Annotated in this window: 20 protein-coding genes and 1 pseudogene; 13 read left to right on the top strand and 8 right to left on the bottom strand. The window is 70.7% G+C overall.

The annotated features are described in order from the left end of the window. Positions 1 to 50: 50 nt before the first annotated feature. On the top strand, positions 51 to 1,247 hold the full coding sequence (locus tag L3Q67_RS04635) for an MFS transporter (RefSeq protein ID WP_499188355.1): 1,197 nt from the start codon (positions 51 to 53) through the stop codon (positions 1,245 to 1,247). Positions 1,248 to 1,372: 125 nt separating this feature from the next. Here L3Q67_RS04635 and L3Q67_RS04630 read toward each other — a convergent pair. Continuing rightward, positions 1,373 to 2,197 (bottom strand): annotated as a pseudogene (locus L3Q67_RS04630) (glycoside hydrolase family 16 protein); the annotation flags it as partial. A 199-nt stretch (positions 2,198 to 2,396) separates the two neighbouring features. Between L3Q67_RS04630 and L3Q67_RS04625 the strand changes: the two are divergent. The 4 genes from L3Q67_RS04625 to L3Q67_RS04610 all read left to right on the top strand — a co-directional run bounded on the left by L3Q67_RS04625 (position 2,397) and on the right by L3Q67_RS04610 (position 6,500). Then, entirely contained in the window at positions 2,397 to 2,978 is a 582-nt protein-coding gene (locus tag L3Q67_RS04625) for a TetR/AcrR family transcriptional regulator (protein WP_499188354.1), read from the top strand. After that, positions 2,975 to 4,519 (top strand): carboxylesterase/lipase family protein, encoded by a 1,545-nt coding sequence (locus L3Q67_RS04620; protein WP_499188353.1) that lies wholly within the window; start codon positions 2,975 to 2,977, stop codon positions 4,517 to 4,519. The genes L3Q67_RS04625 and L3Q67_RS04620 overlap by 4 nt, the downstream gene beginning before the upstream one ends. Before the next feature lie 132 nt (positions 4,520 to 4,651). Continuing rightward, positions 4,652 to 5,671 (top strand): YihY/virulence factor BrkB family protein, encoded by a 1,020-nt coding sequence (locus L3Q67_RS04615; protein ID WP_499188352.1) that lies wholly within the window; start codon positions 4,652 to 4,654, stop codon positions 5,669 to 5,671. A gap of 100 nt (positions 5,672 to 5,771) precedes the next feature. After that, complete coding sequence (locus L3Q67_RS04610; RefSeq protein ID WP_499188351.1) at positions 5,772 to 6,500, top strand: GAF and ANTAR domain-containing protein; 729 nt, start codon at positions 5,772 to 5,774, stop codon at positions 6,498 to 6,500. Here the strand turns inward: L3Q67_RS04610 and L3Q67_RS04605 are convergent, their stop codons facing one another. Both L3Q67_RS04605 and L3Q67_RS04600 read right to left on the bottom strand, forming a co-directional pair. Next, on the bottom strand, positions 6,501 to 6,908 hold the full coding sequence (locus L3Q67_RS04605; RefSeq protein ID WP_499188350.1) for an ATP-binding protein: 408 nt from the start codon (positions 6,906 to 6,908) through the stop codon (positions 6,501 to 6,503). It abuts the gene before it with no gap. A gap of 114 nt (positions 6,909 to 7,022) precedes the next feature. Then, positions 7,023 to 8,480 (bottom strand): glycoside hydrolase family 76 protein, encoded by a 1,458-nt coding sequence (locus L3Q67_RS04600; RefSeq protein WP_499188349.1) that lies wholly within the window; start codon positions 8,478 to 8,480, stop codon positions 7,023 to 7,025. 100 nt (positions 8,481 to 8,580) lie between these two features. Between L3Q67_RS04600 and L3Q67_RS04595 the strand changes: the two genes are divergently transcribed. Continuing rightward, positions 8,581 to 9,567: an LLM class oxidoreductase gene (locus L3Q67_RS04595; RefSeq protein ID WP_499188348.1), complete on the top strand. Its 987-nt coding sequence runs from the start codon at positions 8,581 to 8,583 to the stop codon at positions 9,565 to 9,567. Between the two features lie 93 nt (positions 9,568 to 9,660). Continuing rightward, a complete protein-coding gene (locus L3Q67_RS04590) occupies positions 9,661 to 10,311 on the top strand; it encodes a class II aldolase/adducin family protein (RefSeq protein WP_499188347.1) in 651 nt (216 codons plus the stop codon). Positions 10,312 to 10,772: 461 nt separating this feature from the next. Here the strand turns inward: L3Q67_RS04590 and L3Q67_RS04585 are convergent, their stop codons facing one another. After that, the gene (locus L3Q67_RS04585) at positions 10,773 to 10,979 is read right to left on the bottom strand and encodes a hypothetical protein (RefSeq protein WP_499188346.1); all 207 of its coding nucleotides are present in this window, start codon (positions 10,977 to 10,979) and stop codon (positions 10,773 to 10,775) included. Positions 10,980 to 11,061: 82 nt separating this feature from the next. Further along, complete coding sequence (locus L3Q67_RS04580) at positions 11,062 to 12,030, bottom strand: helix-turn-helix domain-containing protein (RefSeq protein ID WP_499188345.1); 969 nt, start codon at positions 12,028 to 12,030, stop codon at positions 11,062 to 11,064. A 52-nt stretch (positions 12,031 to 12,082) separates the two neighbouring features. On the opposite strand from L3Q67_RS04580, the gene L3Q67_RS04575 reads away from it, so the two are divergent. Continuing rightward, on the top strand, positions 12,083 to 12,472 hold the full coding sequence (locus L3Q67_RS04575; protein WP_499188344.1) for a cupin domain-containing protein: 390 nt from the start codon (positions 12,083 to 12,085) through the stop codon (positions 12,470 to 12,472). 6 nt (positions 12,473 to 12,478) lie between these two features. Here L3Q67_RS04575 and L3Q67_RS04570 read toward each other — a convergent pair whose 3' ends face one another. Beyond that, positions 12,479 to 13,558 carry a TDT family transporter gene (locus L3Q67_RS04570; protein ID WP_499188343.1) on the bottom strand — a complete coding sequence of 360 codons (1,080 nt, stop codon included), beginning with the start codon at positions 13,556 to 13,558 and terminating at the stop codon, positions 12,479 to 12,481. 70 nt (positions 13,559 to 13,628) lie between these two features. Between L3Q67_RS04570 and L3Q67_RS04565 the strand changes: the two genes are divergently transcribed. Further along, the gene (locus tag L3Q67_RS04565) at positions 13,629 to 14,543 is read left to right on the top strand and encodes a LysR family transcriptional regulator (RefSeq protein WP_499188342.1); all 915 of its coding nucleotides are present in this window, start codon (positions 13,629 to 13,631) and stop codon (positions 14,541 to 14,543) included. On the opposite strand, the gene L3Q67_RS04560 is transcribed toward L3Q67_RS04565, so the two are convergent. Both L3Q67_RS04560 and L3Q67_RS04555 read right to left on the bottom strand, forming a co-directional pair. After that, entirely contained in the window at positions 14,467 to 14,934 is a 468-nt protein-coding gene (locus L3Q67_RS04560; RefSeq protein ID WP_499188341.1) for an ABA4-like family protein, read from the bottom strand. The genes L3Q67_RS04565 and L3Q67_RS04560 overlap by 77 nt on opposite strands. After that, a complete protein-coding gene (locus L3Q67_RS04555) occupies positions 14,931 to 15,866 on the bottom strand; it encodes a hypothetical protein (RefSeq protein ID WP_499188340.1) in 936 nt (311 codons plus the stop codon). Before L3Q67_RS04555 ends, L3Q67_RS04560 begins: the two co-directional genes overlap by 4 nt. Positions 15,867 to 15,997: 131 nt before the next feature. Between L3Q67_RS04555 and L3Q67_RS04550 the strand changes: the two genes are divergently transcribed. The 4 genes from L3Q67_RS04550 (at position 15,998) to L3Q67_RS04535 (ending at position 20,234) form a co-directional block, all read left to right on the top strand. Next, positions 15,998 to 16,627 carry a MerR family transcriptional regulator gene (locus L3Q67_RS04550; RefSeq protein ID WP_499188339.1) on the top strand — a complete coding sequence of 210 codons (630 nt, stop codon included), beginning with the start codon at positions 15,998 to 16,000 and terminating at the stop codon, positions 16,625 to 16,627. 37 nt (positions 16,628 to 16,664) lie between these two features. Continuing rightward, on the top strand, positions 16,665 to 17,531 hold the full coding sequence (locus L3Q67_RS04545; RefSeq protein ID WP_499188338.1) for a spermidine synthase: 867 nt from the start codon (positions 16,665 to 16,667) through the stop codon (positions 17,529 to 17,531). Between the two features lie 7 nt (positions 17,532 to 17,538). Continuing rightward, entirely contained in the window at positions 17,539 to 18,753 is a 1,215-nt protein-coding gene (locus tag L3Q67_RS04540; RefSeq protein WP_499188337.1) for an MFS transporter, read from the top strand. A 251-nt stretch (positions 18,754 to 19,004) separates the two neighbouring features. Beyond that, positions 19,005 to 20,234 carry a GGDEF domain-containing protein gene (locus L3Q67_RS04535; RefSeq protein ID WP_499188336.1) on the top strand — a complete coding sequence of 410 codons (1,230 nt, stop codon included), beginning with the start codon at positions 19,005 to 19,007 and terminating at the stop codon, positions 20,232 to 20,234. Positions 20,235 to 20,278 lie beyond the last annotated feature (44 nt).

The raw sequence follows: 20,278 nt of genomic DNA, 5'->3' as shown, positions 1-20,278 counted from the left end.
TCGATGTTACGGATGAATACGTCGTTTCGCACTAGTGGGAGTGTCCTGATTTGACTTCTTCGCGCACCGCGGTGGCCGTCGCCTTCGTGGTCAATGGAGCGCTCTACGGCTCGTGGGCGGCCAGGGTGCCCGCGCTCGCCGACCAGGCCGGTGTGGGCACCGGCGGCCTCGGGCTCGCCCTGCTCGGGCCGAGCGTGGCGATGATCCTGACCGCTTCACCGGCGGCGAAGGCCTGTGCCCGCTGGGGTGCGCGCCCGGTGCTCGCGGTCTGCCTGCCCGTCGCCTGCCTGCTGCTGCCGGTGCTCGGCCTGGCTGGTTCGGTGTGGACACTCGGGCTGGCGCTCGCGCTGCTCGGCGGGTTGATGGGCGCGGTGGACGTGTCGATGAACATCGGCGCGGTGGCCGTGGTGCACCAGCTGGACCGGCCGCTGATGCCGGTCTTCCACGCGGGGTTCAGCTTCGGCGGGCTGGCCGGTTCGCTCGGCGCGGCGGGTGCGGCGGCGCTCGCGGTGGTGCCCGGGGTGCAGTTCGCCGTGGTCGGTGCCGTGGGCTTGATCGCCGTACTGGTGACCGTGCGTGCGGTACCCGGGGAACGCCCGGCCGCCGGGGAACGCCCGGCCCGTGGTTACCGCGAGGTGATGGCGCGCGGCCGATTGTGGTTGCTGGCCGGGGTCGCGGTGTGCGCGGCGGTCGCGGAGGGTGCTTGCGCGGAGTGGTCGGCACTGTTCCTGGTGGACGAACGCGGATTCGGTGAGGCAGGCGCGGCGGCCGCCTACTCGGTGTTCGCGGTGGCGATCGCGGTGACCCGGCTGACCGGCGAACGGGCGCAGCGGCGGTTCGGCCCGTACCGGCTGCTGGTGGGCAGTGGGGCGCTGGCCGCGTCCGGTGTGTTCCTGGCCGCGGTCGTCCCGTCCGACGTGGCGGCCTACCTGGGATTCGCACTCGCCGGGATCGGGCTGGCGTTCTGCTTCCCGCTGGCGATGGACCTGGCCGGGGCGGCGGGCCGCGAAGCAGGTGGCACCGGGGGTGAACGCGAACTGGGCTTCGTCACCACGGTCGCCTACGCGGGCCTGCTCGGCGGGCCGCCGGTGATCGGCGGGGTGGCCACGCTGACCGAGTTGACCGTGGCGATGGCCGTGGCGGGGGTGGTCGCGCTGCTGATCGTGCCCGCCGCGCTCGGTGCCCGTCGCGCGAGCAGGATGAGGGAAGCGGCTCGCCCCGGTTCCACTGTGGACATTCCAAGGTGACCGTCGACGCCCACCCTTCGTAGCCGCCCGGCAATGCTATGAGTGGGGCATTACCAGCGTTCAACGCAAGTAATGCCCCACTCATAGCATTCGAGCCAGGCGCTGGGCGCCCACGGGGATCAGGTGGTGACGCGCACGTAGTCGACCACCAGTTGCTGCGGGAACTGCGTGTTGCCGTCCGGGGAACCCGGCCAGTCACCGCCCACCGCGAGGTTCAGGATCATGAAGAACGGGTGGTCGAAGACCCAGCGGTTGCCGTTGAGGTCGGCGGGGGTGCGGGTCTGGTAGGCGTTGCCGTCCACGGACCAGGTGATCTTGTCCGGCGCCCAGTCCACGGTGAAGGTGTGGAAGTCGTCGGAGAAGTTCGGGCCGTTGTACACGCCGCCGATGCCGCCGGAGCCCGAGTATCCGGGGCCGTGCAGGGTGCCGTGCACGCTGTTCGGCTCGAAGCCGACGTTCTCCATGAAGTCGATCTCACCGCAGTTCGGCCAGGGGTTGGTCCCGATGTCCTCGCCCAGCGCCCAGAACGCCGGCCACATGCCCTGCCCGCGCGGGAGTTTCATCCGGGCTTCGAACCGGCCGTAGGTCTGGGTGAACCTGCCCGCGGTGTTCAGCCGCGCGGAGGTGTACTCGCACCGGCCGTACCAGCAGTTGTAGTCGGCGGGGTTCTCCTTCTTGGCGGTGATCACCAGGTTGCCGCCACCGTCGAGCGCGGCGTTGCCGGTGCCGCTGGTGTAGTACTGCAACTCGTGGTTGTTGCCGCCGTTGTCACCGGTTTCCAGCTGCCACTTGCCGCCGTCGACGGCACCGCCTGCCGGGCCGTCGAAGTTGTCCTCGAACACCACGGCCGCCGGTTCGGCGGGCGCGGCGTTGCTCAGGGGGACGGTCAGCACGCCGGCGGTCGCCAGCACCGCCAGTGGCACCAGTAGCCGCCGGGCGGCTTTCGACATCTTCATCGACATCAGCTCTCACCTCGTGGGGACGCGGGTGGGGGCGGAGCTCCGTTTGTTGCTAGCCACAACAAATTAGCCCGCAGGGTCGGTGGAGACAAGGCTTGCGGGTGGAAAATTTCTGTCCTGTTCTGACAAGCGAGCCTTGCTCGTGTACCGTCTTGCTCAGTTGAGCAAAAACTAGCTTGAGTGAGCAAATATGGCATCCGTGACCGAACAGGCGCGTCGCAAGCAGATCGTCGACGCCGCCGTGGTGGTGATCGCGACCGAGGGCTACGTGAAGGCGTCCTTCGGCCGCATCGCCAAGCAGGCCGGGCTGAGCAGCACCGGCCTGATCTCGTACCACTTCGCGAACAAGCGCGAGCTGATGGACGAGGTGGTGCGCACGGTCCTGGCCGACTTCACCGAGTTCGTGCTCGCCCGCACGGACGGCGTGGCCGGGCCCGCCGCCCAGTTGCGGGCGTTCATCGCGGCGAACGTGGAGTTCGCGAGCGAGCGGCGCACGCACCTGGTGGCGATGCTCGAAGTGGCGCGCGCCGAACCCGGCGACGGCTCGGATCCCGTGCTGGAAGCGGACTTGCGCGGCCTCGCCGACCTGCTGCGCGCCGGGCAGCGGCTGGGCGAGTTCCGCGACTTCGACGCCGACGTGATGGCGATGGCCATCCGCTCGACGCGCGACGGCCTGCTCCTCAAACTGCGCACCGAGCCGGACCTGGACCTCGACGCCTACACCGGGGAACTGGTCACCCTCTTCGACCTCGCGACCCGGAGGAACCCATGAGGATCGCCGCCGCCTTCGCCGCGCTGCTCCTGCTGAGCACCGCCTGCGCCAGCGCACCCGAGCCGCCGGACCTCGCGCACCCGCAGGCCGGGCCGGTGCGTGGACTGGTCACCGAGCACCAGCGCCAGTTCCTCGGCATCCCCTACGCGGCGAAACCGGTCCGCTGGCAGGAACCGCAGCCCGCCGCGCCGTGGACGGAAACCCGTGACGCCACCAAGCCCGGCAGCCTCTGCCCACAGGAAGGCACCGAGTACGCGAAGGTCTCCAGCACCGACGAGGACTGCCTGTTCCTCAACGTCACCGCGCCGAAAACCGGTGACGGCAAGCCCGTGCTGGTGTGGATCCACGGGGACGGCGTGGTCGGCGGCGGCAGTCTGTTCGACCCGGCCGCGCTGGTGCGCACCGGGGACGCCGTGGTGGTCACGGTCAACTACCGGCTCGGGGTGTTCGGCGCGTTCGGCTACCCGGGGCTCGCCGGCTCCGGCACCTTCGGCCTGCGGGACCAGCAGGCCGCACTGCGCTGGGTGCGCGACAACATCGCGGCCTTCGGCGGTGATCCCGGCAACGTGACGTTGATCGGCGAGTCGTACGGGGCCCAGTCGGTCAGCGCGCACCTGCTCGCCCCCGCGTCGGCCGGGTTGTTCCACAAGGCCGTCATGCAGAGCCCGATGACCCTGCTGGACATGCCCGCCGGTGCGCTGATGCCCGGTCTCGAAGCCGGTCCGTGGCTGGCCTGGCGCAGCACCGAAGAGGTGACCGGGGTGGGTGCCGCGATGGCCGCGCAGTTCGGCTGCGCCGATCCGGCCACCGCGGTCGACTGCCTGCGCGCGTTGCCGGTGGAGCAGCTCTTCCCGTTGATGCGGGTCTTCCAGGCGGCCGCATACGGCAACGAGGTGCTGCCCGGCGCACCGGATTCCGCTTATGCGCAAGGGAAGTTCCACCAGGTCCCGGTGTTGCTCGGCACCACGCGTGACGAGCACCGCGCGTTCGTCGGCCTGTTCTACGACCTCGCCGGGCAGCCGGTGACGGCCGGGCAGTACCCGCAGTTGCTGCGGACCGCGTTCGGTGACCAGGCCGAGCAGATCGCCGCCGAGTACCCGCTGAGCGCCTACCCGTCGCCGAGTGTGGCCTGGGCCGATGTGCTCACCGACCGGATGTGGGCTCGCGGCACCAGCCGCCTCGGCGAGCTGATCGGCGCCAGGAACCCGCTCTACACCTACGAATTCGCCGACCGCGAGGCGCCGTCGTACCTGCCGTTCCCGGACACCTTCCCGACCGGCGCGTACCACGCCGCCGAAGTGCCGTACCTGTTCCGCGACGCCGGTTTCGAGCAGGATTCGACGCAGCCGCAGAAGGACCTGTCCGACGCGATGATCCGCTACTGGACCGGGTTCGCTCGGACCGGCGCGCCTGCCGCGGGCGGCCTGCCGCCGTGGCCGCGGGGGCAGGTGCAATCGCTCGCGCCGGGCCCGGACGGCATCCGGCCGGTCGACTTCGCCGCCGAGCACCGCCTGGACTTCTGGGCCCGGGTCGCGGGGTAGTTCGTGTCCACTTCGGACAGACGGGCGGGCGGTCCGCCGGAGGCCGGTACGGGCGTCGAGCCGCCGTACCGATCTCCCTCATCCGGGCGGGTCCTGCGCGCGCCGGGCGCGTGCAGCGGTTAGTAATGGTCCGTGCACACTCTCCCCGCGCGACTCCGGGCCCGTCATCGGTGGATCGACCACATCTTCCGTGCGGTCGACCGGTACATCGGTTACCACGGCTACCACTACGTCGCCTCGATCACGTATTTCAGCGTGCTGTCCGTGGTGCCCATGCTGATGGTGGCGTTCTCGGTGGCCGGGTACGTGCTGGCCGGGCAGCCGCAACTGCTGCAGGAACTGTCCGACGGCATCCTTCGCGTCGTGCCCGGCCCGCTCGGGGAGGGCGTCGGTGAACTGCTCGGCAAGCTGATCGAGCAGCGCACCTCGGTCGGCGTGTTCGGCCTGCTGATCGGGCTGTACTCCGGCTGGAACTGGATCAACTCGCTGCGTGACGCGCTCACCGCGATGTGGGACCAGGACCGCACCGACCCGCCGTTCTTCCTGATGATCGTCAAGGACTTCCTGGCGCTGCTGAGCCTGGTCGCGGCGATGATCGTGTCGTTCGCGCTGACCGTCATCGGCGGCGCCTTCGGCGACTGGTCCCTGCGGCTGACCGGCCTGGACCACACCGGATGGGGGCCGGGGCTGCTGGGCGTCGGCACGGTGGTGCTGGCGCTGGTCGCCGACGCGCTGGTGTTCCTCTGGGTGCTGGTGAAGCTGCCGCGGCAGTCGGTGGGCACGCGCAGCGCCGTGCGCGGGGCGATCGCCGCGGCGATCGGATTCGAGGTGCTCAAGCACGCCGGTGGCATCTACCTGCGGTTGGTCAGCAGTTCGCCGACCGGTGCCGCCTTCGGCTCGATCATCGGTGTACTGGTGTTCATCTCGCTGGTCTCGCGGATGCTGGTCTTCCTCACCGCGTGGACGGCCACCGCCCGCGACGCCCCGGTCACCGTGCGCCCGCCCGAACCGGTGGTGATCCGGCCGGTGCTGCCACCCCGGCGCACCGCTTCGGCGCTGCCCGCCGCCGCCGGCGTGCTCACCGGTGTGATCGCCACCCTAGGGGTGCAGCGGCACCGGCAGCGTCGACGTGGTCGCCGCGATCTCGGCTAGTATCACTTCGGTTCCGTTGAGACGCAGCGGCCGAGGTTCGGATGGATGTCCGGGGTTCGCGCGCGGGCGACTCCCGGTTCGCATGCTGGGACGGGTTGAGATGGACACTGTGGAGCAGTCCTTGAGACACCTCGACGAGGTCACCGGGGCACTGGAGGACTTGGCTACCGCACTCGGCGAAGCCAACGAGATGGGCCCGGTCCTGCAGGCCGTGTGCGAGCAGGTGATCCGGGTGGTGCCCGGAGCCGATGTCGCCAGCATCACCCTTCGTTCGGGTGACGGCTACCAGACCGCCGCCGCCACCGACGAGCGCGCCACCGAGATCGACGGCAAGCAGTACGAGCAGGACGACGGCCCCTGCCTGCGGGCGATCAAGACCGGCAAGGTGGTCCGGGTCGAGGTCGAAACGGCCGTGCGCCTGTGGCCGGAGTTCTCCGAGGTGGCCGGCAAGCTGGGCGTGGCCAGCTACCTGGCCTCGCCGCTGACCGTGGATTCGGACCTCGTCGGCGCCATCAACCTCTTCGGCTTCGGCAAGCACGGCTTCCGCGAACTCGACGAGAAGTACCTGGAGCTCTACACCGTCATGGTGGAGACCACGGTGCGCGGCACACGCCGCTACCTCCACGCCCGCGAGCACGTCACCCAGTTGCGCCGGGCGATGGAGTCCCGCGCGGTGATCGAGCAGGCCAAGGGCATCCTGATGGCGGCGCGGGGGCTCAGCGCCGACGCTGCCTTCCAGGTGCTGGTGGAGCGCTCGCAGAGCGAGAACGTCAAACTGCACACCATCGCGCAGCGGTTCGTCACCGAGATGTCGGCCGAAACCGGCTGATCAGCCGGTCGGCAGGTCCTTGACCAGCCGCACCGTGGTGCCTGCCCCGGTGCCTTCGATGGTGACCTTGTCCATCAGCTGTTCCATGATCAGCCTGCCGTGCCCGCGGCTGCCGCGATCCGCGGGCGGGGGCCGCCAGGTGCCGCGGTCGCTGATGGTGATCTCCAGCCTTCCCGCCTCGAAGACCGCGTGCACCAGCACCTTGCCCTCGCTGTCCTCGCCGGAGCCGCGGTAACCGTGTTCGATGGCGTTGGCGCAGGCTTCACCGGCGGCGATCAGCACGTCCTGGACGTCGTCCTCGGACAGTCCGCCGCCGGTGAGCCAGGCACGCAGCGCGTGCCTGGCCGGAGCCAGTGCCGCCGGATCGGCGGGCAGGGCGTCGCGGTACGCCCCCTCGTATTCCCGCACAACACCACCTCGGCAGGGAAGAACCGTTGTTTTGTCTAGCTGGTAAGGAAATCACCTGATAGGCCGGTTTCCTGCGAGGCTACGCGCCGGGTACTGGGCGCGCAATTTGAGCCGCTACGGCGTGGCGTTGAGCAGGTCCACCACGCTGTGCTGCCGGGCCGCGTCGGCCACGTCGAACGGTCCGGCCCACCGCAGCCCGTAGGTGTTCAGCGCGGTCCGGTTGTGCGCGTGCGCCGAATCGGCCTGCCGCCGCAGGTATGTCGTGTAAGGACGGTCCGGCAGCGCGTTGTTGAGCTTGCCGAGCCCGCGGGTGTAGGCGCCCTTGAAGCTCGGCCCGTCGGCGGCGCAGCTCGCCGGTTCGCACGGGTCGCGCAGGACGCCGCCGGGGTTCAGCGTGCCGTCGGTGGTGGAGGCGTTGGCCAGTTGGCGGGCCCTGGTCAGCAGCGCGGGGTCCCCCGTGGCGCGGTTCAGTTCGGTCAGCCCGGCCACCAGCACGCCCTGGTTGTAGGACCACACGGGCTTGCCGTCGTTGACGCACGTACTGGTCAGCCCGTCGTTGACCAGGTTCGACGAGTTGATCATGCCGCTGGCGCTGAACCAGGCCCAGCCCGCGCTCGCGCGCTGCCGGAACACCGTGTCACCCGGGATCCGGTTGTGCAGGGCGGCGTTGAGCTGGATGTAGAGGGAGTTGGTGATGGCGTTCTTCACCGGCCGGTCGGTCCGCCACCACACCCCGCCGCCGCACACACCGTCCCAGTACGCGGCCATGTGCTCGGCGTCGATCCGCGCGGTGGTCAGGTAACGGCTGTCGCCGGTCAGGTCGTAGGCCGCCACCCAGGCGAGCCCCCACCAGCCGGTGTCGTCGAGGTACTCGTTGCGGAACTCACCGTCGTGGGCCGAACGGTTGCGGTCGTAGGTGTTGGCGATGGCGTACTGGTAGCTGGTCATCCCGGAAACCCGGATGCCGTCGATGATGCCGTTGAGCGCGTTCGCCGCGTTCCACCAGCCGGTGGTGCGGAAGAGGCCGGTGCCGTTGTCGTAGAACTGCATGAGCGCGGTGGCCGCCGCGGTCCGCCGATCCCAGGCGTTCCAGGTGGTCCGCGCCCAGGCGGTGCAGGTGACGCCGGTCTGCCCGGCCGGTTTGCCGCAGGCACGCAGCGCGCCGACACCCCGGTTGGCCCAGTCGTCGACGTTGTACATCAGCGTGCGCCAGCCGGTGGCCCCGGCGGGGGTCTTCGTGGCGCCGAGCCTGCTGCCCGAGGCCCAGGTGGTGCCGCCGTCGAAGGAGCGGTCGAGCCACACCTCGTCGCCCGCCGCACCACCGGACACCGCGGCCCAGCCCATCGCGGTGGAGTCGTCGAAGTACAGGGTGTACCGGCGGCCCGCGAGGTCCGCGGTCACCGACTGCCGGGGTTGGGGCGCGAGCGCGGGATCGCGGGGTTCGCAGTGCTGGTTGCAGATGACGGCCGCCGGCGCGGCTTGTTGTTCGGTCGGTTCGGCTTGCGCCGGGACGGGAATGAGGACGAGCAGGGCGGCCGCGGACACGACGGCACCCGGCAGTGATCTCGCCATTGAGACCTCCGGAAGGGGGAAGGGGAGCATTTCGGACGGTAAGCAGGCGAATACCGCTGGTCAACGGGAATGTCCGGTACTGACTAGCGTTGAACCGGGTGTGACCATTCCGGACCGCTTTTCGGTGCTCGACCGCTCGCCGACGCCGCGTGGCTCGACGCACGCGGCGGCCCTGCGCGACACCGTGCGGTTCGCGGTCGAGCTGGAACGGCTGGGGTACCACCGGTTCTGGGTGTCCGAGCACCATTCGGTGCCGGGCATCGCGGGTTCGGCACCGACCGTCCTCGCCGCCGCGGTCGCGGCCGCCACCTCACGCATCCGCGTCGGCACCGGCGGCGTGATGCTGCCCAACCACCAGCCGCTGGTCGTCGCCGAGCAGTTCGGCGTGCTGGAGGCGCTGAGCCCCGGCCGGATCGACATGGGACTCGGCCGTTCGGTGGGTTTCACCGGTGGCGTCCGCCGCGCACTCGGCCACGACAAGGCCGACGCCGAGCGCTTCCCCGAACAGCTGGGGGAGCTGCTCGGCTACTTCACCGGTGACCAGGAGGCGCACCCCTCCGTGCACGCCCGTCCTGCCGAAGGCCTACGGGTTGCGCCATTCGTGCTGGCGACCGGCGCCGGCGCCGATAACGCCGCGGCTTTCGGCCTGCCACTGGTGATCGCCGCGATCGGCGGCGACGACCGGATGGCGGAGACCATCGCCCGCTACCGCTCGCGCTTCCGCCCGAGTGCCTGGGGTGCGGCGCCCTACGTGGTGGTCAGCCGGGCGGTCGCGGTCGCGGAAACCACCGAGCAGGCGCGGGATCTGCTGGCTTCGGAAGCGTGGTCGAGCGCCTACTCGCGCACCCGCGGCGAGTTCCCGCCGCTGCTCCCGCCCGCGGAAGTGCGTGAGCTGGAAATGACCGACCGGCAACGCGAATACTTCGAGGACTCCCTGCGCGGCCAGATCTACGGCACCGCCGACGAAGTGGCGCAGGCACTCGAAAAGCTCGCCCACCTCACCGCGGCGGACGAATTCCTGATCACCACCAGCGGTTTCGACCGCGAACAGCTGCTGGACTCCTACCGCCGGCTGGCCGCGCTTTAGGTCGAGCCCCTTGAACAGCGGCGGGCCGACCCGGATAATTCGCTTCACACACCGAAATTCCGGCGGTCGGCCCGAGCCCTGTGGAGGCGGTAGATGCTGCTCGCCGGCGAGCGCGCCCAGATCTGCGAATACGCGCGGCGGATGACCGCGGACGGGCTCGTGGTCGGGACGTCGGGGAACATCTCGGTGCGGGTGGGCGAGCACGTCGCCGTCACGCCGACCGGGGTGGACTACGCGAACCTGCGGCCGGAGGACGTGCCGGTCGTCGCGCTCGACGGTTCCCCCGTCGACGGCGAGTTGCGGCCGACCAGCGAACTGCCGATGCACCTGGGCCTCTACCGCCGAGCCGCGGACCCGGACGACGCCCCGATCACCGCCGTCGTGCACACCCACCCGATCCACGCGACCGCCGTGTCCACGCTGGTCGACGAGGTGCCGCCGATCCACTACATGCTGGCCGACATCGGTCCCTCCGTCCGCGTGGCCGACTACGCCACCTACGGCACCGACGCCCTCGCGCAGACCATGCTCGCCGCCATCGAGGGTCGCCGCGGCTGCCTGCTGGCCAACCACGGCACCATCACCTACGGCTCCAGCCTGTCCGCCGCCTACCACCGGGCGCAGCAACTGGAGTGGTGCTGCCAAGTCTGGCTCCTCGCCCGCTCCGCCGGCGCCCCCGCCGTCCTCCCCAAGATCGAACTGGAACGCGTCCACGACAAACTCCGCACCCACGGCCAACCCTGACCCCTCCACCCCACGTTCAGCCCCCCGAACCCCACGTTGAAACGCCCGAGTCCCACGTTCAGACGCCCGAGTGCCGCGTTCGGGCAGCCGAGTCCCACGTTCAGGCACCCGACCTCCACGCTCCTGCATCCGAACCCCACGTTCGGGAGCCGAGTTCCGCATTCGCGAGGCCGAGTTCCACGTTCCTGCGATCGAGTTCCACGTTCAGACACCCGAACTCCACGTTCAGGTACGCGAGCCCTGCATGGGCAGCCGAGCTCCACGTTCAGGTATGCGAGTTCGACGTTCGGGCAGCCGAGCTCCACGCTCAGGCAGCCGAGTTCTACGTTGAGGTAGGCGAGTTATACATGGGGGCCTCGCCGCACGGTGGGGGCAGCCGAGTCCTACGCTCAGGCCCCGAGTTCCACGTGCGAGCAGCCGACTTCCACATCCGAGTTCCACGTGCAGGCACCTGAGCCCCCTCACGCGCCCAGTTCCACCTTCAGGCAGCCGACTTCCACACTCAGGCAGCCGAGCTCCACGTTCAGGTACGCGAGTTCGACGTTCAGGCACCCGAGTTCCACACTCGGGCACCCGAGTTCCACACTCGGGCAGCCGAGTTCGACGTTCGGGCAGCCGAGTTCGACACTCAGGCAGCCGAGATCGACGTTCAGACACCCGAGTTCCACACCCACGCAGCCGAGTTCCCCGTTCGCGCGGGGTTGAGGTCCGCAGTCGGGTGCGCTGGAAGCGTCGGCAGGTGCGTGGCGGTCAGACGGAGAGGGTGCTGAACCGGCGTCGGTAGGCCGTGGGGGTCAGGCCGGTTCGCCGGCGGATCTGGGTGCGCAGGTTCGACGCCGTGCCGAGGCCGCTTGCGCGGGCGACCAGTTCCAGTCGTTGCTCACCGCGTTCGATGAGGCGGCAGGCGAGCGACACGCGTTCGGCGGTCAGCCAGGCCAGCGGGGTGGTGCCGAGTTCCGCGCGGAACCACCGGTGCAGCGTCGCCGGGCTGACTGCGGCGAAGGTGGCCAGGTCGCCGATGGTCAGCGGCTGGTCCAGCCGTTCCTGCGCCCAGGCGAGCACCGGCGCGAGCGACGCGTCGGGGACCTCCGGCACCGGGCGTTCGATGAACTGCCGTTGCCCGCCGTCGCGGTGTGCGGCGAACACTAGGCGGCGGCTGACCGCGTTCGCGACCTCGGCGCCGTGGTCCAGTCGGATGACGTACAACCCCAGGTCGAGCGCGGCGGCGCTCCCGGCGGCCGTGAGCACGTTGCCGTCGTGCACGAAGAGCACGTCCGGCACCAGGTCCACTTCGGGGTAGCGCGAGGTGAACACCGAGGCCCACCGCCAGTGCGTCACGGCACGTCGTCCGTCGAGCACGCCTGCCGCGGCGAGGGTGAACGTGCCGGTGCAGAAGCTCATCAGGCGCGCACCCCGGCGCTCGGCACGCCGGATCGCGTCGAGCACCCGCGGGTCGGGTGCGGATTCCGGATCCGGGCGGTTCGGCACGATCACCGTGTCCGCCTCGTCCACGGCTTCGAGCCCGCGCACGCCCGACAGCGTGAAGAACCCCTCGTGCATGCGGACCGACGGTTCGGCCGCGCACAGCGCGAACTCGTACCAAGGCCGGTCCAACTCGGGCCGCCGCAGGCCGAACAACTCGGTGGCCACACCCAGTTCGAACGGGTTGGACCCGTCGTCGACGATGGCGACGACTCGATGCGAGGATTCACGCGACATATGCGATTCCTAGCACTCACGGGCGTCGGAAGCCAGCGCCCATGCTGAACTCATGAGCAAGCAACCCACCTCCCTCGACGACGTACTGGCCGGATTCGACCAGGCGTGGAGCCCCCGCATCGTCGCCTTCGTCAACGACTACGACGTGCGCGTGGCCAAGTTCGCCGGCGAGCACGTGTGGCACGTCCACGAAAACACCGACGAGTTCTTCCTGATGCTGGACGGGGAAATCCGCATCGGCCTACGTGACGGCGAAGAACGCGAGATCGTGCTGCGCAAGGGGGACACCTTCGTCGTGCCACGCGGCGTGTACCACAAGCCGTCCTCTGTGGACGGTGCATCCGTGCTCCTCTTCGAGCCGACCGGCACCCTCTCCGTCGGCGACCAGCACGACCCGGTCCCCGAACACGTCGACGAAACCACCGGCCACGTGGTGGCTTAGCGCAGCTCAGCGTGCCCAGCCACGGCTCAAGTCTCTCGTAGTCCCCCACAGGCTGCGGCGATGGCGCAGTGTTCGCGGCGCGACGGTGAGCCAAGCGGCCACCAGCACCACGTACCCCGCGACGGCGACCGCCGCGAAGAGTCCGGAGTGGACTCGGGCGAACAGTGCGCTCGCCCCGGTCACCACGGTGCCGACCGGGAAGGTGAAGCTCCACCAGGACAACGTGAACGGCAGCCCGCGGCGGGCGGCGCGCCCGGTCAGCAAGGCGGCGATGGCCGACCACGCCAGCGCGAAACCCAGCGTCGGCACGCCGTAGAGCAGGCCGAAGGCGACCGCCGCCTGGCCGTAGGGGGCGGGCAGCACCGTGGAAGCCGGCCCGGCGAGCAGGTTCGCGGCGGTGATCGACTGCCCCAGCGGCCCGAGCACGATCCACACCGTCGGCACGTTGTCCGACCGCCCCAGCACCAGGCGCTGCCAGATCTGCGGCAACAGGCACAACGTGGCGAACAGGCTCACCCCGAACATCGCGTAGCAGCCCAGCACCATGGTGAGCCGGAAATCGGCGGGCAGGTGCGGCACCAGCAGTGCGCCACCGGAGGCGGACACCATCGGCGGCACCACCGGCATCAGCCAGCCCGCGAAGGTGTGCGACTCCCGCACCTGCTGCGTGGTCATCATCTTCACCGGCACCCAGATCGCCGTGCCCAGACCCATCACCGTGCCCACCGTCCACAGTGTCCAGTCGACGGCGAGCGCGGCGTCCAGGCCGATCCAATCCTTGCCGAGCAGCAGGGCCCCGGATCCCACGGTGCACAGGGCCATCGGCGGCGCGCCCCAGAACTGCGCCATCACCGGGTCGTCCAGCGACGACCGCCGCAGCCGGGTCAGCGCCATCGCGGAGACCACCACCAGCAGTACCGCGGCCACGGCCCAGACCAGGGTCGCGGCCGGGCGCAGGCCGGGGAAGCTCAGCGGCAGGGAGGCCGCGGCGGTGGCCACGATGCCGGTGCCCATGATCGAGGCGAAGAGGTTGGGGCCGAATTCGGGCGCGCAGGTCGGCAGGGGGCGGTTCAGCGTGCTGGTCACCGCCTCACCCTCCGGGTGAACGGCGCCGGGCAGTAGTCCCCAAAATGCTATGGATGCATAAACTGCCGTTATGCCCCTGCCCGCGCGCGTGAGCGACCTCACCAGCTACGACCTGCTGCTCAGCGTCGCCGAGCTGGGCAGCATCGGCCGTGCCGCGCGGGCGCACGGCATGTCGCAGCCGGCCGCGAGCGTGCGGCTGCGGCAGCTGGAGTCACAGGCGGGCGCGCCGTTGCTCGACCGCGGCGCTCGTGGCGCGCGGCTGACCACCGAGGGGCAGTTGGTCGCGAGCTGGGCTCAGCCGGTGCTCGACGCGGCGTCCGACCTGGAGACCGGCATCGCCGCGCTGCGGGCCGATCGCGACAGTCACGTGCGGATCGCGGCCAGCCTCACCGTCGCCGAATACCTGCTGCCGCGCTGGCTGATCGCGCTCAAGGCGGTCGACCCCGGCACGGTGGTCGCACTGACCTCCGGCAACTCCGCGGACGTCGCCGCGCAGGTGCTCGCGGGAGAGGTCGAACTGGGCTTCGTGGAGAGCCCGGACATCCCGGAAGGCTTGCAGGCCAAGGAAGTCGCCCGCGACGAACTGGTGCTCGTGGTCGCGCCGTCGCACCCGTGGGCCACGCGCCGCCGTCGCCCGCGGGCCGCTGAGCTGGCGGCGACGCCGCTGGTCAGCCGCGAACCCGGTTCGGGCACGCGCCAAGCGTTGGAACGGGCTCTGCGAGCGCACGTCGGTGGTGCGCTCGCAGAGCCCGCGCTGGAGGTGTCGTCGACCACCGCGATCAAAGCCGCCGCGGTCGGCGGGATCGGGCCTGCCGTGCTCAGCGCGCACGCCGTCGCTCCCGAGTTGGCGGCGGGCACGCTGGTCCGGCTCGGGGTGCCCGACCTGGACCTGGGCAGGCGCCTGCGGGCTATTTGGCCGTCCGGCCGGGCCCCGCGAGGACCGGCTCGCGATCTGCTCGCGATCGCCCTGCAACCGAGCGGATGACCAGCCAGACCAGTGCGCCGATCGGGGCGAGCAGGATGGTCAGCACCAGCAGCGGCGCCATCAGCAGCGGGTGCACGCCGACCTCCCGGTTCTCCAGGTACATCCACCGTCCGACGAAGAGGTCGAAGGCGATGATGTGCGCCCACACCAGGGTCGCCGCGCCCGGCTCGGCCATCAGCTCCTGCAGGCCGGTCAGCGACGGCTGCGCCACCGCGGGCAGCACCTCGGCCAGCCGCGGCACGGCGATCACCAGGTAGAGCAGCGCGGGCGGGGCGAACACCAGCGGCGAGGACAGGATCCGCCGGGTCCACGACCACCCGGGCGCCAGGATCATCAGCGCCCAGAACGGCGCGGCCAGCACGAAGGTCAGGCTGAACAGGGTGGGCATCATCGCTGGTGCTCCAGAACTCGGTGGGGGACAAGGGCTTTGCGGGCGGCGAGGGCGGTGGCGAGCACCACCAGCGCGAAGGCGCCGAGGGTGAGCACGTCCGGTTCGGTCAGCGGCTGACCGCGCAGGGCCTGCCAGGTGACCAGGGCGAGCAAGCCGGCGTAGGCACCGGCGGCCACCCGGATCAGCCGCCTGCGGACCTCGACGTCGGCCAGTACCGGCACCCGGCTCGCCGATGCGGTCAGCGCGAGCAGCAGCAGCGGCAGCACCTGCAAGGCGTGCATGCCGACGAAGTGCGGGATGCGCAGGTCGCCGCCGGTGGTGCTCCAGCCGGTGACCGGCATGCCCGGCCCGCCGTCGGGCACGCCGACCGAATGCGCGCCGACGGTGTCGGTGATGCCGGTGGCCAGTTGGTTCGCCGACGGCAGGACCATCAGCACGCCCAGCGCCAGGCCGATGCCGGAAAGCAGCATGCCCAGGCGGATCGCCGAGGCCGCGGCTCGATCGGCGTACTTGCCCACCAGCAGCACCGCGCCGAGCACGAAGTGCGCGATCAGCAGCACCGAGATGGTCGTCCCCATCACCCGGAACACCATCGCGTCGAACGCGGTGGCCACGTTGAAGTGGCTGCGGGCGCCGCGGATGACCTGACCGCAGATCGCCACCATCTCCAGGGTGCCCGCCACCGCGATCACCGTGCCGGTCCACCAGCCCAGGCGCGGCCAGCGGGTCTGGAAGGTGAGCATCCAGGCCCAGGTCAGCGCGTAGACGGTGAGCGACACGGCGAACTTGAACGGCTTGAGCCAGATCGGCGCCCCCAGCAGCACGCGGTCGTCGAGCACCAGTCCGGCCGCGGTGAGCACCGTCGTCACGGCCATCGCCACGGTGAAGACCATGAGTGGCCGGTGCCACTCGCGCATCGAGCGCAGGTCCATCGTTCCTCCATTATGGATAGTGGCGCTGTCTACTATCGGATACTGACACTATCCACTCGACTCGAGTGAAAGGCAAGAGAAAACGGATAGCGGGGGTGTCCGTAGGCTGATCGGGACGAACGGGAGGCGGGATGCGCGTAGCGGAACTGAGCAAGCGGACCGGGGTCGCGGTGCCGACGATCAAGTACTACCTCCGCGAGGGACTGCTGCCGCCCGGCGAGCTGACCAGCCCGAACCAGGCGCGCTACGGCGACGAACACGTGCGGCGGCTGAAGCTGGTGCGTGCGCTGATCGACGTGGGCGGCCTGTCCATCGCCGCCGTGCGCGACGTGCTGGAGACCATGGCCGACGCCGACGAGTCGATGTACGAGGTGCTCGGCACGGTGCAGCGCAACCTGGGCGCCGACCTCCCCGCCGGCGACGGCGAGGCGCAGGAGAAGGCGAGCCGCATCGCGTACGAGCTGATCGAGCGGCGTGAGTGGCAGGTGAAGACGGGCGCCCCGCAGCTGGAGGTGCTGACCGCGGCGCTGGCGACGCTGATCGAGCTGCAGGGGGAGGACCTGCTGGAGCTGCTCGACGCCTACGCCGAGGCCTCCGAGCGCATCGCCGAAGTCGACATCGACTACACCCGCCGCGGGGACGGCCGGGCGGGCGCGGTGGAGCGGATGGTGATCGGCACCGTGGTCGGCGACGCGATCCTGAGCGCCCTGCGGCGCCTGGCCCACGAGAACGAGGCCGCTCGACGGCTGCGCAGCGGTTAACGTTGAGTACCCGATCGGGTGGAAGGGGTGAGCGGTGATGGGGCGTCGAACGCAGGCGGGCGCGCCGGTGCCGGGGCGGTACCCGGTGCGGTTCGGCACCGCCGAACTGATCCGCGACCTCGAACGCGCCAACGGCTGGCAGCTCAGCGTGGACGGCGTCCCGCAGTCCTATGTGGATCTTGACCGGCCGTCGCACCTGGAGTTCGAGTACGTGCGGCGGATCGGCGACGTGGTCGACTGCCTGCCGGGGCTCGCGCTCGACGTGCTGCACGTCGGCGGCGGGGCGTGCACGCTGCCGCGCTACATCGCGGCCACCCGGCCGGGTTCGCGGCAGCTGGTGTTCGAAGCGGACGGTCCGCTGATCGAACTGGTGCGTGAGCACCTGGACCTCCGGTCCGTGCCGGGGTTGCGGGTGCGCGAGTCCGACGGCCGCGAAGGTGTCGCCAGCCGTCGCGACGATTCAGCCGATCTGGTGGTCCTGGACGCCTTCGAGCGCGCGTCGCTGCCGAGCAGGCTGGCCACGCTGGAGTGCACCAGGGAGGTCGCGCGGGTGCTGCGGCCGTCCGGCACCTACCTCGTCAACGTCTCCGACGGTCCCGGGCTGCGGTTTGCCCGGCGGGTCATCGCGACCGTGACCTCGGTGTTCGAGCACACGCTGCTGCTGTCCGAACCGGCGATCCTGCGTGGCAGGCGGTTCGGGAACCTGGTGCTGGCCGCCTCGGCGGTGGAACTGCCGTTCGCCGAGGTCGCCCGCCGGTCCGCTTCAGCCGCCTTCCCCGCCCGCTGCCTGGCCGACGACGAGCTGAAATCGCTGCGCGGCAAGGCGGAACCGCTCACCGACGCGGCGCCGGTGACCGGGCCGGTACCGCCGGACGACATTTTCGGCCTGGCCGGACGGCGGTGAACCGGCCATGGCCCGCGCGTCCTACGCCGCGGTGTTCCGGGTGCCGTCCTTCACCGCGCTGTGGGCCTCGCAGGTGGTCTCGGTGGCAGGCGACCAACTGGCCAGGGTCGCGCTCGCGGTACTGGTCTTCGACCGCACGCAGTCGGCCGCGTGGACCGCGCTCGCCTGGTCGCTGACCTTCCTGGCCGACCTGCTCGGCGGGCTGTTCCTGGCCGGGCTGGCGGATCGCTACCCGGCGCGCGCGGTGCTCATCGCCGCCGACCTGGCCAGGGCCGGGCTGGTCGCGCTCATGCTGGTGCCGGGGCTGCCGATCTGGGGGTTGTGCGCGGCGGTGTTCGCGGTGCAGCTGCTGTCCGCGCCGTTCTCCGCGGCACGGGCCTCGCTACTGGTGAAATGGTTGCGGCCACGGGGTTTGCACGATCTGGGCGTGAGCGTGGTGAGCACGACTTTCCAGGTGGCGTTGCTGGTCGGGCTGCCGCTGGGTGGTGGGCTGGTCGCGCTGCTCGGGGTGCCTGCCGTGCTGGTGATCGACGTGGCGACCTTCCTGGTGTCCGCGGTGGTGATCGGCGTCGGGGTGCGGGCCGAGGTGCGGATGGGACCGGGCGCCGGGATGACCCCGTGGCGGCGGGCGCGGGCGGGCGCGCGGCTGATCGCGGGACGGCCGAAGTTGCGGACGCTGCTGGTGCTGGCTTGTGTGGCGGGGTTCTACACCGCGCCGGAGGGGCTCGCGATCCCGTACGCCGAGCAGATCGGCGCGGGTGCGGCGGGCGCGGGCTGGCTGCTGATGGCGAACCCGGCGGGGACCGTGCTGGGGAACCTGGTGCTCGCCCGATGGGTGCCGGAACGCTGGCGGCTGCGGTTGCTGGGTCCACTCGCGATCGTCAGCTGCGTGGTGCTGCTGCCCTGCTTCGCCGCGCCGACGCTGTGGATTTCCCTGCTGTTGTGGACACTGTGCGGGGTGGCGTCCGCCCACGACATGGTCACGCAGGCGGCGTTCGTCCGGGAAACCCCGGAAGAGCAGCTGGGGCAGGCGTTCGGCCTCGCGGGCGCGGCGCTGCGGGTGGCGCAGGGACTCGGCATCGTCGCGACCGGCGCGCTGGCCGGGCTGACCGGTCCCGCCGCGGCCATCGGGCTCACCGCCGCCGTGGGCACGCTGGCCGCCGTGGTGGCGGCCGGGGCCTGGCACCGGGCGTCGGCATCCCCGTCCGCGGCTGCTGGCTGACAGTCCCGGACGGGGGGCGGCCGCTGCTCGGTCACCAGTTGTTCTCCTGCTTGCGCATGGGGAATGTCACCTCTTCTCGTACTGAGTGCACGGCACCGGGCCTGGACTGGGCTCACCAGTTGTTCTCGCGCATGGCCGCTCACCTCCCCTCGCGCGGCGGATCCCGGAGCCACTCGGCTGTCCGGGTGGTTTCAGCATCGGGTATGAGCGGCCCTGTACACAAACCGTGATCGGTTGGTTACGGTGAAGATATGGGTTCGTTCCGCCGGACCGCCGGGTGGGCCCTCTGGGCGGCACCACGCCAGGTCGTGGTGTGGGTCCTCGCTGTCGAGGTGGTGGCGCTGGCCGCCACCGCGGGCACCGCTGCGCTGGCGCCGGTGGACACCGCCGGGCTGCTCCGGTTCGGACTGCTCGGCGCCTGCCTGGTCGCGCACGTCGAGTTGTCGAGGACGGTCGAGCGCAAGCGGGAGATCGCCGCCGGCTCCGGGCCGTACCTGAGCACCACGAGCGTGTGGAACTTCGCCGGGGTGATCGTGCTGCCCCCGGCGCTGGCGAGCGCGATGGTGCTGCTCGGTTACGGCTACATGTGGTTCCGGGTGTGGCACCGCCGCGGCACGATGAAGCCGCACCGGTGGTGGTATTCGGCCTGCACGGTGCTGCTGGCGAACCAGGCCGCGGTGGTGGTGCTGGCCCTGGCGCCCGGCGTACCCACCTCGGCGACCGCGGTCGCGGTGGTGGTGGCCGCCGGTGCCGTGCGGTGGTTCGCGAACTACGCGCTGATCTGCGCGGTGAAGCTGCTGTCCGAGCCGCGGGCGCGCGTACGGGACGTGGTCGGCGGGTTCGGCGAACAGATCCTCGAAGTCGGCGCGATGGGGTTGGGCCTGCTGGCGGCGTGCGTGCTGCAGACACCCGCGGTGCTGCTGGTCGGGGTGCCCGCCGTGCTGGTGGTCCTGGGACGGTCGGCGCAGGTGGCGCAGTTCCGGAAGGCCGCCGAGACCGATGGCAAGACGCAGCTGTTCAACGCGACCGCGTGGACGCAGTTCGCCACGCACGCGCTGGAACGCACCAGCCGCCGCGGGAGCACGTTCGGCCTGCTGATGATCGACCTGGACCACTTCAAGCGCATCAACGACGAACACGGGCACGGCGCCGGTGACGTGGTGTTGAAGGCCGTGGCGAAGTCCATCTCGGAAGGCGTCCGATCGGGTGATCTGGTCGGCCGGTTCGGCGGGGAGGAGTTCGTGGTCGCCCTGCCGGACATCACCGCGCGTGAGCTGCTGGCCGTCGGGGAGCGGCTGCGCCGCGGGGTGGCCACCCTGGAGGTCCCGACCGGCCACGTCTCCATCTCGATCGGCGCCGCACTGGCGCCGGACAACGGGCAGAGCGTGCAGGACCTGCTGACCACCGCCGATGCCGCCATGTACGCCGCGAAACACCGGGGCCGGAACCGCGTACAAGCCGCCGCCGGCCTACTGCCCTAGCCCCCTCTCCCGATGTCACGAATGTGGCTTTGGGGGCCGATTGC

The sequence above is a fragment of the Saccharothrix sp. AJ9571 genome, assembly GCF_021725495.1.
Taxonomy (GTDB): Bacteria; Actinomycetota; Actinomycetes; order Mycobacteriales; family Pseudonocardiaceae; genus Amycolatopsis; species Amycolatopsis magusensis.
Note: the sequence above shows the minus strand (reverse complement) of the source record. Positions and strands in the feature narration are given on the sequence as shown.